Genomic DNA, 13,570 nt, shown 5'->3' with positions numbered 1-13,570 from the left:
GCAGCTCTTGCGGAGCCAGTACGAGCCGGGCACAAACGTCTGCCCACACAACAAAAATAGCTCCCGCCAACAGACTGACCGGCAAAACACGTCGATGATCCGATCCGACCATCAGTCTCACGATATGCGGAATCATCAGCCCGACAAAGCCAATCGAGCCACTAACGGCCACAACCGCCCCGGTTAGAAGCGAGGCTATAATGACGATAAGCATGCGAAACGTCTGTACGTTCACACCGAGCGTTACTGCTGCCTCTTCGCCTGTCAGCAGAGCGTTCAGTGAGCGGTATTGAGTCAGCAGGATCATCGTCCCGCCAGCTATAATAAGGGTCGGAATAAGAAGCATATCCCACTGTGCGCCTGCCAGACTGCCCATCATCCAATACATCGCGTCACGGATACCCTTTTCATTAGGAGCCATCGTAACGATAAAGCTGGTCACAGCCGACAGCATCATGGACACCGCCACGCCTGCCAGCAGTAATCGGGTCGTCGAAATTCGTCCGGCCACACGGGCTAATGCGAACACCATAAGCATCGCTGCCAGCGAACCTAAAAAAGCAGACAAAGGCAGCGCGAACCGTCCAAGGATACCAAAGGCTCCAAACACAATAACCAGGGTCGCTGTAACTGAAGCCCCGGACGAGACTCCTAAAATATAGGGGTCTGCTAACGAATTACGAATTAATGCCTGAATAGCGGCCCCTGTAACGGCTAACCCTCCCCCTACGATAACGCCCAGCAGCACGCGTGGAAAACGGATTTCCCGGACGATATATTGCTCCGGCCTGGTCCATGTCACAGGTATCCACTGGTCCAGCCCGGGAAGATGGGACAGAGCAATTCGCCATACCGTTCCCGGTGCGACAGCCACAGGACCAAGCATGACTGCGACTGTAATCGACAGCACCAACCCTGCCACCAGTAACAGCAGAATGGTGGTAAATCCCATAGTCGATTTTCCAGCTATATGGGCGTGAGAATTATGTTTTGACGGGCTATTTTTTGATGGATAAAAACTACTCGTTCCTGAGGTCATGAACTAATCCATGGCTTTTCGGCCGTTTCCAGCGTTCTCAATCGTTCTTCGATCTCAGAAGCGGAGAAATTTTCGCCCATAAGGACCGCAACATCGTTCACTGGCTTTTGCGGGCGAATCGGAATAATTTCCAACTCTCGGTAAGCAAACTGGAACATCATCTGACCCTCTGTTTCGAGAAAACGTACAATCCCTTTGGCACGGTAAATTTCAGCGGGCAAGCTGCGAAACAGCTGTTCAAACCTGGAACGCGGGACAGGTTGCCCGAAGAAATGTGTGTGTACGACAACATGGTCGTAGGAATGATAATGCTCCCTGTGGCCGTGGTCATGGTCGAGGTCGTGATTATGATGGTCATGATCTGCAGGGTCATCATGAGCGTGCAGATGACTTTCCGAATGATGATCATTCCCGTTATCGGCTATGGACTCCTTTGAATGCGAGACATCCATGCGATCCTCTCCTTGAATGGAGAAAAAAGCATTCGCGTCCACGTCGCTCCGCTGCGTAGTCACAGTCAGCGCATAAGGATTTAATTCCATGACGAGTGCTTGTACTTTCTCCAACTCACCCGCGGCCAGTAAATCGGTCTTGTTGATAATCAGCTTGGAAGCGCATCGAAGCTGATCCTGCATCAAACGAAACGACTTGCTTCTCTCGTTACCTGAGGCAAAATCCAAAAATTGACGCGCATCCATCACTGTAATAACGGATTGTAAAACCATAGTGGAATACATAGAAGCATCTGTCACGGCATCTACAATTTCCATTGGATTGGCTACTCCGGTACATTCGACGATAATCACGTCCGGTTTATATTCTTCGGCAAGATTCATTAATTCAACGCCCAGGTCCCCACGAATGGTGCAGCAGATACAACCACTGAGCATTTCCTTCATGGGAGCTTGACCGTTCACCAAACTGCCGTCCAGATTAACATCGCCCAACTCATTCATCAAAATAGCCGGCTTGAGGCCCTGCCCTTTATAGTAAGCCAGTGCATGCTGAAGAAGAGTTGTTTTACCACTGCCCAAAAACCCGGATAAAACAACAATCGGTATCATAAAATCCTCCTTGTCTTTACAACATTTAATATGGATCGTACCGTAAAAATTTCCTTCTTGCAATCATTTATCGAATTTTAATCGTAATAATTACGAATTTATACAAATTTTTTATCCAATGAACAAACACAATTATATAAATGACCACGCTCGACTTGTCCAAAAGGAGGAATCCAAACGCTATTCAGCGGGCATGTTTGTCCTGCAACAGACATAGGATGTAGACAACTACCCTTATTTTCGAGGAGACGTGTAATGAAAAACAGTACGCTGTTGAAGATGCTGCCTTTTATGATTCCATTCGTCTTTCTGATCCCCGTGCTTGTTACGCTCTCTCCCCGCTGGCTTCGCTCACTGGATATGAGTCAGATGCAGTCGTTAAAAACGGTATTTATGGGCATTTTCCTGGAAGCCATGCCGTTTCTCCTTATTGGCGTCCTGGTCTCCTCCCTTTTACAATGGCTTGTGCCGGAACCATGGATACGTAAAATAGCGCCTGCGCATCCTGTTCCGGGTGTTCTGCTGGCCTCCTTGCTGGGACTGCTGTTTCCGATCTGTGAATGCGGCATGATTCCTGTTGTTCGCCAATTGATGCTCAAGGGAATGCCTGCCTATATGGGCATCACCTTTATTTTAAGCGGGCCGATCATCAATCCCGTTGTGCTGGCTGCAACGATGATGGCTTTCCCTTCCCATCCAGAGGTCACGGCCGTTCGCATGGGGCTGGCCTTTGCCGTTTCCGCAATGATTGGGCTAATCGTATATACCTTTGTGCGTGTGCATCCGCTCAAACGGTCGCTGCTGTCTTTTAATCAGCAGAAGCAGAACGACCAAACTCATCGGCATGAGCGCACCATGCGAGGCTTTTTTGTGCATGCTGGCGATGAATTTTTGGACATGAGCAAATATCTTATTATTGGCGCATTATTGACAGCCTCTATTCAAACATTCATCCCGCGCGATGAAATGCTTTCGTTAAGCGGTGGAGCGGCTGGCTCCTATGCCTTCATGATGGGCTTTGCCTATGTACTGTCGCTGTGCTCAACCTCCGATGCCTTTGTCGCTACCGCTTTTTCGCATACCTTTACATTAGGTCCGCTGGCAGCCTTTCTTGTGCTCGGTCCGATGCTCGATTTCAAAGGTACACTTATGCTGCTAAGCACCTTCCGTACCAAATTTGTCGCTGTCTTGTGTCTGCTCATTATTTCGCTTGTCATGGTTGGCTCTATAGCTGCTGAATGGTTATTCGGGAGGTGAATACTGGCGTGAATACAGCCTTTAGCATCCGCTGGCAGTATGGTATGCGTTCCTTGCTCATGATCGGATTGGCGCTGCATATTATCCTATTAAGCCGCACAAACGCACTTCATTACTACTTGGCGCCACACATGCAAAAGCTGCTTCTGCTCTGCCCTGTGCCCTTGCTATTCATCGCTTTCGCGATGGCATGGCATGGAATAGTCGGAGCGCGAGACGGTGAGGATATGTGTGATTGCGAGCATCCTTTACCTCAAGGCTGGTTCAAAAAAATGCTCGTATATGGAATGCTGCTCATTCCGCTGCTGTTCGGCGCTTTGCTGCCCAATCAGGCACTCGGCAGTGATATGGCGGCCAAAAAAGGCATGTTCTTCACCTATCCTAACCCGGATATTCGCCGCAAAACAGATATACCGCCCGTTCCTGTACCCGCATCCGCTATTTTATCATCGGCGTCTTTTGGGGCAGCTTCGTCTCCACCCAAGGACAAATGGAGTCAGGAAACGCTGGATAAGCTGTTCGTTCCACCTGACAAGTACAACACGGAATTCGCCGAGCTGGCAAAACGCCTGTATCAGCAGCCCATCATACAGATCAAGCCGGAAATTTTCTCTGAAACCATCGGAGCCATCGAATTATACAAGCATGCTTTTGAAGGCAAAAAAGTACAGGTGACCGGCTTTGTCTATAAAGACAGCAGTCTGCTGGATAAAGGTTTATTTGCGGTGGGCAGGTTCCTCGTCATGTGTTGCACTGCTGATGCCATGCCCTTCGGGGTCATCGTCCAATCCCACAAGACCCCATCCTTTGACAAGGACACCTGGGTGACCATTGAAGGAACATTGCATACCACGTATAAGAACAATGCTCCTATACTCGAAATTCGATCCGGCAATATAACCGAAGTCGAGCAGCCGGAATCCCCATATGTCTATACCCAAGCAGACTCGGTAGCTGCTTTTGATCGCTTGAATGCAGCACACTAACCCTAGCAAGGAGGATAAAGGATGAACAAGGTTCCTGTGATTTTAATCAGCGGTTTTCTCGGCAGCGGCAAAACGACCCTGCTTCTGCGCCTGCTGGCCTATACCCGCCAAATTCCGCTTCGTGCTGCGGTATTAATGAATGAAATGGGTGAAGTTGACGTAGACGGTGCCATCATTTCAGAAGAAATGCCTGACGTAACTGTGGAAGGATTGCTGGAGGGCTGCATTTGTTGCAGCAAAAAAAGCGAGCTGGCAGGTGCTCTGCATAACCTTCTCAGTCAGGAGCCAGATTTGATTTTTATGGAAACGACAGGAGTAGCTAACCCTGAGCAAGTGCTGGAAGAGCTGTGCTCCCCGCTGCTGGCCAATCGTCTCTATCTCGTTCATAGCATCAGTGTTGTGGACGCAGAGCTTTTTCATGAATACAACAGCCGCTTCACCGCTGACAAGGAGCTGGTTCGAACTCTGCACGGGCAGCTTCGCACCGCAGACTTCATTGTGGTAAACAAGACGGATGCCGCAAGTAGCCGTGAAGTGACGAAGGTCATCAAGAGTATTCGCAAGCACAACGATATCGCCAAGCTGCAAACAGCTGCATATAGCCGGGTTGACCTTGAGCCACTGCTGGAGCCTGTCCTGGCCCCTTTATCCGTTGCTCCCAAACCTAAGCAGGTGCTTCAGCCCGCCCCCGTGCAGGCACAGCCAACCGATGCAGTCGCAACGTCCATTCCCACTACGATCAAAGAGATTGGACGACCTGCCCATATTTCCAGAAGTACGGCATTCAAAGTTATTTCTGCGCACAGCCATAGCCATGATCTTCATCAGTCGCCTTCGTTTTCCCGTCTGGAGAGCTTAACCCTGCATCAACATTCTCCACAGCAGCTGGAAAAACAGCGCTTGGAAAATTTCCTGACTGGGCTTGGCTCCTCACTGCTTCGGGCGAAAGGATATTGCGTGCTTCCAGAGGAAGGTACAATGCTTTTGCAATTTGCGGGAAATCACTTCGAATGGCAGCCTACAGCCCTTCCGATAAGTCAGGGGTATGTCACGCTTATTGGGGAGGAACTGGACAAGGTATCTATTGCCGATCAATGGGAGCAATGCTTCGTTTCGCTGTAACCGTTAAAAAAGGCTGTTCCTTTGACCTCTAAAAGTCATGGAACAGCCTTTTTGCGGAGGATTTTATCTGTAGATAATAAAAAAAGCGTTGTTCGCGAATTATTGACATAATCCGCGAACACAACGCTCGACTAGTTCTTAAGGTTGTATTTTTTGTTAAAGCGATCCACACGACCACCGATATCCACGTTTCTTTGTTTACCTGTGAAGAACGGGTGAGAAGCGGAACTAGTATCTACACGGATAACCGGGTATGTGTTGCCATCTTCCCATTCCATTGTTTCTTGCGAATGTTTAGTGGAAGCACTCAGGAAAGAGAATCCACAGCTAGGGTCCAAAAAGATAACTTTGTTCAATGTTGGATGAAGATCTTTTTTCATTTGTTTCACCTAATCTTTCATGTAGTTTTAGTTTCAAACTCAAACGTACTGGCGCAATACTCCATCAGTTGGCAAAAGGAACAGTTATTCCCCAGAAAAAAAGACGACAGATCGCAACGGTTGCGCTCAGGCTCGTAAACGACAAGCAAACGATGCCACATATTTCGCATCGCCCATTGTACGAACGCCCCACATCTTTCGTCAGCCTTCATCGTTATATAAGCATATCGTGAATGGTCCTCCGGCTCGTCCCGAATGCTGACACCAGCACAGGAGAACTCGGCAACCATGCTCTGTCCACTGGACTAATTCAAGTTTTCGCCGGTTCCATAATACAGGCCGCTATGTGGCCAGCCTCAAATTATCTAGTTTCACGATGGATCGTGTACTTTTTCAGACGCGGAGAGTATTTTTTCATTTCAAGACGGTCCGGATGATTTCTTTTGTTCTTGGTTGTTGTATAGTTGCGATCACCGGATTCGGTGCATGCCAGGGTAACAATTACGCGCATTTCTCTTCCTCCTTAATTGGAATACATGGTATACAATTACAATAGTAATTTTTACGATTAGTTCTATTCTATTATTCATGCTGCTCTTTGTCAACCTTAGCGTGACGGCTTACCGCTTCTTCTATCGTGTTCCAGCGATTGCGATACTGTTCGAGCCTCGGATGCAGCTCTATTGGTTCGCTTGAAAGCACCAATCTGACGTTTCGGATCCATTCCTCAAACGATGCATAGGTAGCGCACAGATTTGCAATTTCAGGACTCATGTATAAAAAAAGCGGAGTCGTATATTTTTCCATCAAAAAACGGATAGCTGCCTCAATCGGTGTATATTTTTTACGCTTGCCTTCCCAGTTTTCAATCACAACAGCGCTCATAGCCTGCTCCCGTTGCCACTCACCCAGCTCGTCCACCCGCTTGTAATACGAGCGTACCGGCTGCTTCCACATTCTTCTGGCTGTTTCTTCGTGCAGCGGATACAGCACCAGTTTTGTAAAAGATAGTGTTGCCCCCGTTTCGGCAAAAAGCTCCAGTTCTCTCACTGTAGTCTGCTCAAACGTATCATAGTAGACCATGGTCCCTTTATGCGTCTCAACCGGAGGCTCATAGCCATAGGGTACATATTGAAGGTTTCTTGTCATACCGCACACTCCGTCCTTCCGTAGATGAACTTTTCCTTCTATATTATACCCTTGTTTTGGCATGAGTTTACATAAAATGATTATCCTTGTTCAACAGCAGGCGTATTACGACGTGAACCCCGCTGGAACTGCAACGCATAAAGTCCCATCGTCACAAGTGCAATCAGTGCAAGAACCGTAAATATATTGCTAAAATTAAATACCTGTACGTTGGATACGACAGGATTCAAATGAAAAGTAGATGAGCTATCGAGTGTTTTGCCCAAAATGCTGGTGGTCATCGCCCCGGAGATAAAGTTCAGCAGAGACAACAGCCCCATGCCAACCCCTACCTGCTCTCTCGCCAAGGTACGGGAAATCGTGTTGGACATGGCGATTTGCATGAAGGTCTGACCTACATTTCCGAAAATCAGCAAAAATAAGATCAGGTAAGGAGACGCACCCACAAATGTGGATAAGCTGATAAAGCAGATGAACATTAGCGTAACCGCCGTATAGACGAGGAATGAATTGCCTTTGCTATCCGCCAAACGCCCACCACTTTTGCCCAACAGAGCCGACGCAATAGCAGCCGGAAACATGATCAGTCCAATCGTTGCCGGCGTAAGCTGATTGAGACTGTTCAAGAACTGCGGTGCCAGGTACGGCAGCCCAAAGCTAATCCCCGCCCCCAAAAAGGCGATAAGCAGCCCGTACGAATATTGCTTGTTACGGAACAGCTTCGGCTGGATAAATGGATCATTTGCGGTGTTTATGCGCCATATAAATAATGCAAATAACACAACACCAAGCCCCAAAAACATCATGTTCGCTTGCGAAATCGAAAGTAATAGGAAGGCAACTGTTCCGCCTAGCAATAACCCTCCCAGAAAATCGAACTTCTGATCCGCTCCACGCTGGTCGTCCAGGTATTTGCGAAAGAACGGCAAGGCGATAAGGGGCAGCATGGAAATAATGAACAAAAAGCGCCAGCTTGCAAAGCCTGTAATCAAACCGGAAATAATCGGAGCCAGCGCAGTACCTAATGCCAGACCGATTGCCATGACGCCCAAGGCCTGTCCTCTTTTTTCAGCCGAGAAATAGCGGGCAGGCACGATCATAGCCGTTGCCGGAATGACGGCAGCCCCGGTAGCCTGAAGCAAACGAGCTATAATTAGCATCCAAAATTGATGTGCCAACAGACCTATAAACGAGCCTAGCGCAAAAAAGATAATCCCAAACGTAAGCAAATCCTTGAGACGATATTTATCTGCCAGCTTGCCGTAGGTCACCGAGCCAACCGCATATACGATCATATAGCCCGTCAGCAGCCAGCTTACATCGGAAGCACCAATATGAAATTCCTTGCGAATTACAGGCATTACTACATTAAACATAAAGGCGTTCATCACTGAAAAAACAAGTGTGAAGGCCAGCACACGCATAAGCTTATCCGCATTCGGATAAGTTTGTTTTTGGTTCATATGGTTTCTTCCTCTCCTGTAAAATGCCCTCTATGCTGAAAGCACTTAGCTCTATAAATTTTTGAAATACCCCTATCCAGGCAATTTTCTCTATAGATCCACTCAAGCACCAGTGTTCGCAGGACGATAATCACGAAGTATTTTTTTTAACAAACCGCGCAGCGTCTCTGATTCACTAGTAGAAAGCGTTTCGCCTACCGAGCTTTTAATTTGCTCGATGGTGTGTTCAGCTACCTTGTGAATTTTCAAGCCTTCCTCGGTCAAATAAATTTGCTTCATTCGTGCATCTTCCGGGTGACTTTGGCGTACTGCCCAGCTTTTCTTAACAATCCCGTTAACCAAGCTGGTAACACTTGATTTATCAATGAGCAGTAGCTTTTCTAAATCGGTGTTGGTCACTCCAGGTGACATCGCCAGTACATAGAGCGTCTGCGATTGTGAGGAGGTCAGACCCAAAGGGCGCAGTGCCGCTTCAATTTCGCGCCGGACAGTGGTAAAGATCCATTTAATTAAATACATCGTACTTTCTTCCTCACGCGGAAGACAAACGGGATACACCTCACTTCCCATCTCATTAGCAACCTCCACATCCGTCAATTTTTAATAGTTTGAATTCCAACTAAGTTTAAACAGTCGCCTATCTAGTGTCAATCCCTTTACTGAACTTAAATGAATGATTCTCCACTATGCATAACAAAAAGACGAGCCTGTAAAGGAACTCGTCTCTTTGTTTATAGACTATATACAATTGTTTGCTTATCCATGAAAAATGATTAAAATCGTTTAATCAGCTGATTTCACTTGAACCAACGGATATTCTTTCCCATCGACCGTAACGGTGCTAGCATCGTTCAGCTCCAGCCGTTGCCAAATGGTCAGCAACGTACGATAAGGATACTTTTTCAAATCATACTCAGTTGGCGCGTTAGCATCTGTGTTTGCTTCAACGTCTGAACCGGTACCCTGGTTAGCTGTTGTTTCAGGAGTAGCATCGGACGTTGTACCGCCTGTGGCTTTCTTAGCTGTTACACCGTTACCCTCTACAGAAGCCTCGGTTGTTGTGCCTCCGCTCGTGCTGCCTGTCGATGTCCCATTCTGATCAGTACTTTTTCCGCTGGATACACCATCAGAGGTTGTTGAGCCACTACCTATGGATTCTCCAGCCAGTGTCGTGCTTCCTGTAGCGGCTTTGCCGGCCTTACCGATCGCTCCCTTGTCGTTCTGTTCAGCAAGGGTAAAATTTTCGTATGAATGCTCCTGTTGATCCGCACCGACAAGGACGAGCTGTTCAGGCTTAAACGCCGCCTGCTCCGTCGGTGTTTGAAACGCAAACAACAGCTTGACCATTTTCGTAGTCGACTTGGTGTTAGGTATATGAGTCACTATCGTCGTTGGTTCCTCTTTTACAGGCACTGTAGGCTCTACTACAGGCTGTTGTACAGGCTTCTGAGCGGCAGGCGCAGGTGTGTCGCCAGATCCGATCACCCCGGCAGCTTTCAGGCCGCCCAGCGTACCCGCAATGATAATCAGCACGATCCCCGAAATGATGCCGCCTTTACGAAAGCGGCGCAGCGTTTTGACCAAAGACGTATCCGTCTCGCGCTTCGCTGTCAGATAAAAATTTTTGAAGACCGGATTTGCAGGTTCAAAATATTGACGCCACAACGTTTTTTTATGCAGCCCTTCGCGCCCTTCCTTTTGGAAAAACAAAAGCAGCGCGCGTCGGTAGGCCGGTTCAAAGCCGCCCCGTGGTGTAGCAAATTCAGGCTGTCCCTCGGACCATCGGATAAAGCGGTACATCGTATCGTTATCCTTCGCCCATTTGCGGATAGAGCTAACGAGACGGGCAAAATCCAATATTCCTTCGCCCGTGCCGTCAGAACGATAAAACGCAGGCAACAGACGAGCAAAATGGCCCTCCGCCAGCTGCTGGGGCAGCCAGCCGTAAGCCCAGTCCTGCACCTTCTCTATTTCGCCTGGCTCCAGACCGTCCAGCACTGACGGTTCCGGGTCCTCCGTGCTAAACCAATCGTAAGCCGCTATCAAGCGCACCACTTGTCCCTTGAGAGGAGCAGGCAGCTTGCCAACCCACTGTACCAGATCAGGCCGGGTGAAGAACGGAATCTGTACGAGCTGATCAGGTGATATTTCTTTTAGTTCTACTTCGGTAAGTAAATACCGATCTGCCGCTTCCTGCAAGCGCTCTGTCAATCCGGATTGCTCCAACGGGGAAAGCTTCCCTCCCGCTGAGCTGCTATCCCATTGGCGCAAGCGCTGATGAATGGCAGCCACTGCCTCTACCGGCTTTCGTTCGGCACGTAGTCTGCCCATCAATGCGGATTCAGCCAAAAGCTGAAAATCGGCATTGGCAGACACTTCGATATACCGACTGCCCCATTCATGCACGACAGCCAGCAGTCCCTTTACATCCGGTGTTCTTTTCATCTGACCGTCCATGTAGGGAATGAACAGCATTTTGGTAAGCGCAGGATTACCCAGCACCTTTGTAAAATATGCCTTACCTAATGACGGATTTTCTTCAATCGTATGATAAATATACGTAACAGCTTCTGTATTTCTGGCAGAATAAGCGTTATTCAGCGAGCGGATTAAATATTCTACCAGTCGATTTTCGCTGGTGCGAGTATGGATTTTATAATACTCCTTAAAGCAACTGACTAGCCCCGCCTCTGGAATATATCCATCCTTCACCCGGTCAAATTCGTGATCAAAAAATGACAGAAGCAGATCATTCAGCTGCATTTTACGTGGCAGCGCATCAGGTGACGATAAATAATCGGTCAAGCTTCGCAGCACGGCGACTCGTCGTTCGTTGTATAATTCACGCTCTCCCTGCTCAATTCTGTACAGTGTAATGAGCTCATGATAGCTGGATAATGTCAGATCCCGCCCTGCATCCATCCCTGTAAGCATCTGCTCGGCAAATTTGAAAAAATCGTCCGGCGACCCGCCACCAAGCAGTGTACGGACAATCCAGTCAAAGTAAGGCTGTTTTACCTGCTCTGCATCCACATTAAGTATTCGGCTATTGTTCGACAGGTCAAATACAAAATCCTTATCCACATTCCGATCACCGGGCCGCAAACTGAAAGGCTCCACGAACATCAAGTGAATGCCTTTCCTGCTGTTCGGTTCCAGCGCATATGTAAGAAATCCGATCCTGTTACGAAATGCATAAGGCAATGCCGCATATAACACACCAAGCAGCAACTTGGCTGAAGAAGCTACCGCTTCTACAGGGACATTCAGCGCAACATATACTTTTTTGCGACCTGTGGCCGACATCATAACTGCATACAGTAGCTGCTTGAACACTTCTTCGCTGAGCTTCAATTGAGTCAGCACCGCAGAAGGATCAACGGACGGAAATACGCTTCCACCCGGTAATCGCTCCAATTCCGGCAGCTCCGTTCCCTGCTCAATATCATAGGCATCAACAAAGGATGTATTCAGCCACTGCTTGTAATCAGACGGAGATTCACCATGTCCGGCCGGAATTACATAATTATGCGTGAAAAAGGCGCTTCGCAACCCGGTAAAATCCGCAGCTTTATAGATGCTCCGTCCCAGAACCACATCCCCGGACTCTGTCCGTACCAGATGTATGGCTTCAGGATAGACACTCTCTTGCTTCTCGCCACGGGCCGTCAAGGCAGCAGGAGCATCATATACGCATAAAGGATGCAGCACCTTTTTTATAAAAGAAGCATCCAGTCCTTTTGAATTAGCCACCGTATCGAAGCCTTCCGTGGAACGGAAAATTCCACGCCGTTCCCGTGTGTACATCTGCTGCTGTATCAAATGAGAGGTTGAATGACTCACTGTGATTCTCTCCCCTCAATGTACTTCAGCTTGTAGAGCAGCCAAATGAATGGCTCATCCACACGGATCGGACTAACCAGCCCTTGCAGCTTTTGCTCGACCGGATTGCTCCCCAAAGCGGAAACCGCGAAATAGGCCGTATCTGTAAAATACACATCCATCGTGCCCTTGAACGGCTTATCCACCTTTTCGATAAAGCGTCGGACTTCGCCGTCAATGTTCGCGAACTCATCCAGATCCAGGTACTTGCGGTGCTCCATCGGATTAAAAATGTTGCTGTTCGTCTTGATGTAGGTCCCTTCCTCATCTGCCAGTGCAGTAAGCATGTCACTTTTGGTCAGGACGACTGCGGTCGGAATGTCCGTCTTCCCTTTATCCTGGTATGCAATAAAATCACCGAACATCGTAAGTACGACATCACGCGGTTCATCATACTGCGAAACCCATTCGCCCGGCTTGTCGCCAAGGTTGATCTTAATACGCTCCCGAATCGAGCGAATTTGCAACGGATCGACCATAAACAAAATACCCGCTGAATTTTTAATATGCTGGCCATGCAGCCCCAGATAGTCCTGATCGACCATCCCCTCACCGGCAACATCAAAAAACACCAGCGTCAGTGGCGGCTTTTCCTCATCCTTAAATACAAATTGGAAGATAAAAGGCTCCTGCATCTTTTCTTTTTGTGTGGATGTAAGCAGGTCTCCTCGCTCAAACAGCGGTTCCTCATACATACTGCGGAACTTGCGACTGATCTCCGCATTCAATGGCATGCAAGCCGCATCAAAATGATCGGCCGTAACATGCTGCAACGTGTGAATCAGTGAAGTCATATAAACCGATTTTCCCGCCTGCGAAGCTCCGATAATCGAAATGATATTACTCGGTACTTTACCTGCAGTCACCGGTAGTTCGTTATGGCAGTACGGGCACAATCGGTGACGTGTCAGCTCGCCATAACGGTCCGTCAGGCCTGTCAGCACATGATCTGAATACAATCGATGTTCCTCAGGAACATCATGGGGATGAAGAATCGCCTCCATGTCATGCACGCTATCCAAACCAAACCGTTCCCGATATTTGTTCAACAGCTCATCTTCACCCAAAGCATAATCCTCGTCATCTTCACGGTGATGAGAAGCACGGAATACCACTTCCTCCGGGGAAAATTTACTAAAGCAATACGGGCACACAATATCATAAAATAATGGCCTTGGCGCTGCCTGCGGCTTTCTTCTGAATAAATTGCTAAGAAAACTCATCGGTT

13 protein-coding genes are annotated in these 13,570 nt (G+C 48.2%); 3 read left to right on the top strand and 10 right to left on the bottom strand.

The window, feature by feature from the left end:
- Nucleotides 1-1,039 (bottom strand): FecCD family ABC transporter permease (locus L693_RS0111220; protein ID WP_025717324.1); only part of this gene is annotated, 1,039 nt, incomplete at its 3' end.
- Nucleotides 1,036-2,103, bottom strand: coding sequence for a CobW family GTP-binding protein (locus L693_RS0111215; protein ID WP_025717323.1), 1,068 nt, complete (start codon nt 2,101-2,103; stop codon nt 1,036-1,038). The genes L693_RS0111215 and L693_RS0111220, both read right to left, overlap by 4 nt.
- A gap of 255 nt (nt 2,104-2,358) precedes the next feature.
- On the opposite strand from L693_RS0111215, the gene L693_RS0111210 reads away from it, so the two are divergent.
- Genes L693_RS0111210 through L693_RS0111200 form a run of 3 tightly spaced genes read left to right on the top strand, consistent with a single transcriptional unit; the run spans nt 2,359 to nt 5,468 of the window.
- A complete protein-coding gene (locus L693_RS0111210; protein ID WP_025717322.1) occupies nt 2,359-3,360 on the top strand; it encodes a permease in 1,002 nt (333 codons plus the stop codon).
- An 8-nt stretch (nt 3,361-3,368) separates the two neighbouring features.
- Nucleotides 3,369-4,346: a TIGR03943 family putative permease subunit gene (locus tag L693_RS0111205; RefSeq protein ID WP_025717321.1), complete on the top strand. Its 978-nt coding sequence runs from the start codon at nt 3,369-3,371 to the stop codon at nt 4,344-4,346.
- Between the two features lie 21 nt (nt 4,347-4,367).
- Nucleotides 4,368-5,468 (top strand): CobW family GTP-binding protein, encoded by a 1,101-nt coding sequence (locus tag L693_RS0111200; protein WP_025717320.1) that lies wholly within the window; start codon nt 4,368-4,370, stop codon nt 5,466-5,468.
- Between the two features lie 131 nt (nt 5,469-5,599).
- Here the strand turns inward: L693_RS0111200 and L693_RS0111195 are convergent, their stop codons facing one another.
- The 8 genes from L693_RS0111195 to L693_RS0111165 all read right to left on the bottom strand — a co-directional run bounded on the left by L693_RS0111195 (nt 5,600) and on the right by L693_RS0111165 (nt 13,565).
- Nucleotides 5,600-5,848 (bottom strand): type B 50S ribosomal protein L31, encoded by a 249-nt coding sequence (locus L693_RS0111195; RefSeq protein WP_025717319.1) that lies wholly within the window; start codon nt 5,846-5,848, stop codon nt 5,600-5,602.
- 17 nt (nt 5,849-5,865) lie between these two features.
- Nucleotides 5,866-6,138, bottom strand: coding sequence for a hypothetical protein (locus L693_RS29175; RefSeq protein ID WP_197029888.1), 273 nt, complete (start codon nt 6,136-6,138; stop codon nt 5,866-5,868).
- 71 nt (nt 6,139-6,209) lie between these two features.
- Nucleotides 6,210-6,359, bottom strand: coding sequence for a 50S ribosomal protein L33 (gene rpmG, locus L693_RS0111190; RefSeq protein ID WP_013310116.1), 150 nt, complete (start codon nt 6,357-6,359; stop codon nt 6,210-6,212).
- Between the two features lie 71 nt (nt 6,360-6,430).
- Nucleotides 6,431-6,997 (bottom strand): hypothetical protein, encoded by a 567-nt coding sequence (locus tag L693_RS0111185; RefSeq protein ID WP_025717318.1) that lies wholly within the window; start codon nt 6,995-6,997, stop codon nt 6,431-6,433.
- An 80-nt stretch (nt 6,998-7,077) separates the two neighbouring features.
- Complete coding sequence (locus L693_RS0111180) at nt 7,078-8,460, bottom strand: MFS transporter (protein WP_025717317.1); 1,383 nt, start codon at nt 8,458-8,460, stop codon at nt 7,078-7,080.
- 102 nt (nt 8,461-8,562) lie between these two features.
- Entirely contained in the window at nt 8,563-9,030 is a 468-nt protein-coding gene (locus L693_RS0111175) for a MarR family winged helix-turn-helix transcriptional regulator (protein WP_025717316.1), read from the bottom strand.
- A 213-nt stretch (nt 9,031-9,243) separates the two neighbouring features.
- Nucleotides 9,244-12,303, bottom strand: a complete 3,060-nt coding sequence (locus L693_RS0111170) for a GAP1-N2 domain-containing protein (protein ID WP_025717315.1) — start codon at nt 12,301-12,303, stop codon at nt 9,244-9,246.
- Nucleotides 12,300-13,565, bottom strand: coding sequence for a TRAFAC clade GTPase domain-containing protein (locus L693_RS0111165; protein ID WP_025717314.1), 1,266 nt, complete (start codon nt 13,563-13,565; stop codon nt 12,300-12,302). The genes L693_RS0111170 and L693_RS0111165 overlap by 4 nt, the downstream gene beginning before the upstream one ends.
- Between the last annotated feature and the right edge of the window lie 5 nt (nt 13,566-13,570).

The organism is Paenibacillus sp. 1-18 (assembly GCF_000520755.1).
GTDB lineage: Bacteria > Bacillota > Bacilli > Paenibacillales > Paenibacillaceae > Paenibacillus > Paenibacillus brasilensis.
Note: the sequence above shows the minus strand (reverse complement) of the source record. Positions and strands in the feature narration are given on the sequence as shown.

Bases quoted from the DNA above. Each gene is read 5' to 3' on its own strand.
- L693_RS0111215 (WP_025717323.1), bottom strand. From the start codon at position 2,103: ATGATACCGATTGTTGTTTTATCCGGGTTTTTGGGCAGTGGTAAAACA.
- L693_RS0111210 (WP_025717322.1), top strand. From the start codon at position 2,359: ATGAAAAACAGTACGCTGTTGAAGATGCTGCCTTTTATGATTCCATTC.
- L693_RS0111200 (WP_025717320.1), top strand. From the start codon at position 4,368: ATGAACAAGGTTCCTGTGATTTTAATCAGCGGTTTTCTCGGCAGCGGC.
- L693_RS0111195 (WP_025717319.1), bottom strand. From the start codon at position 5,848: ATGAAAAAAGATCTTCATCCAACATTGAACAAAGTTATCTTTTTGGAC.
- L693_RS29175 (WP_197029888.1), bottom strand. From the start codon at position 6,138: ATGGTTGCCGAGTTCTCCTGTGCTGGTGTCAGCATTCGGGACGAGCCG.
- rpmG (WP_013310116.1), bottom strand. From the start codon at position 6,359: ATGCGCGTAATTGTTACCCTGGCATGCACCGAATCCGGTGATCGCAAC.
- L693_RS0111185 (WP_025717318.1), bottom strand. From the start codon at position 6,997: ATGACAAGAAACCTTCAATATGTACCCTATGGCTATGAGCCTCCGGTT.
- L693_RS0111180 (WP_025717317.1), bottom strand. From the start codon at position 8,460: ATGAACCAAAAACAAACTTATCCGAATGCGGATAAGCTTATGCGTGTG.
- L693_RS0111175 (WP_025717316.1), bottom strand. From the start codon at position 9,030: ATGGGAAGTGAGGTGTATCCCGTTTGTCTTCCGCGTGAGGAAGAAAGT.
- L693_RS0111165 (WP_025717314.1), bottom strand. From the start codon at position 13,565: ATGAGTTTTCTTAGCAATTTATTCAGAAGAAAGCCGCAGGCAGCGCCA.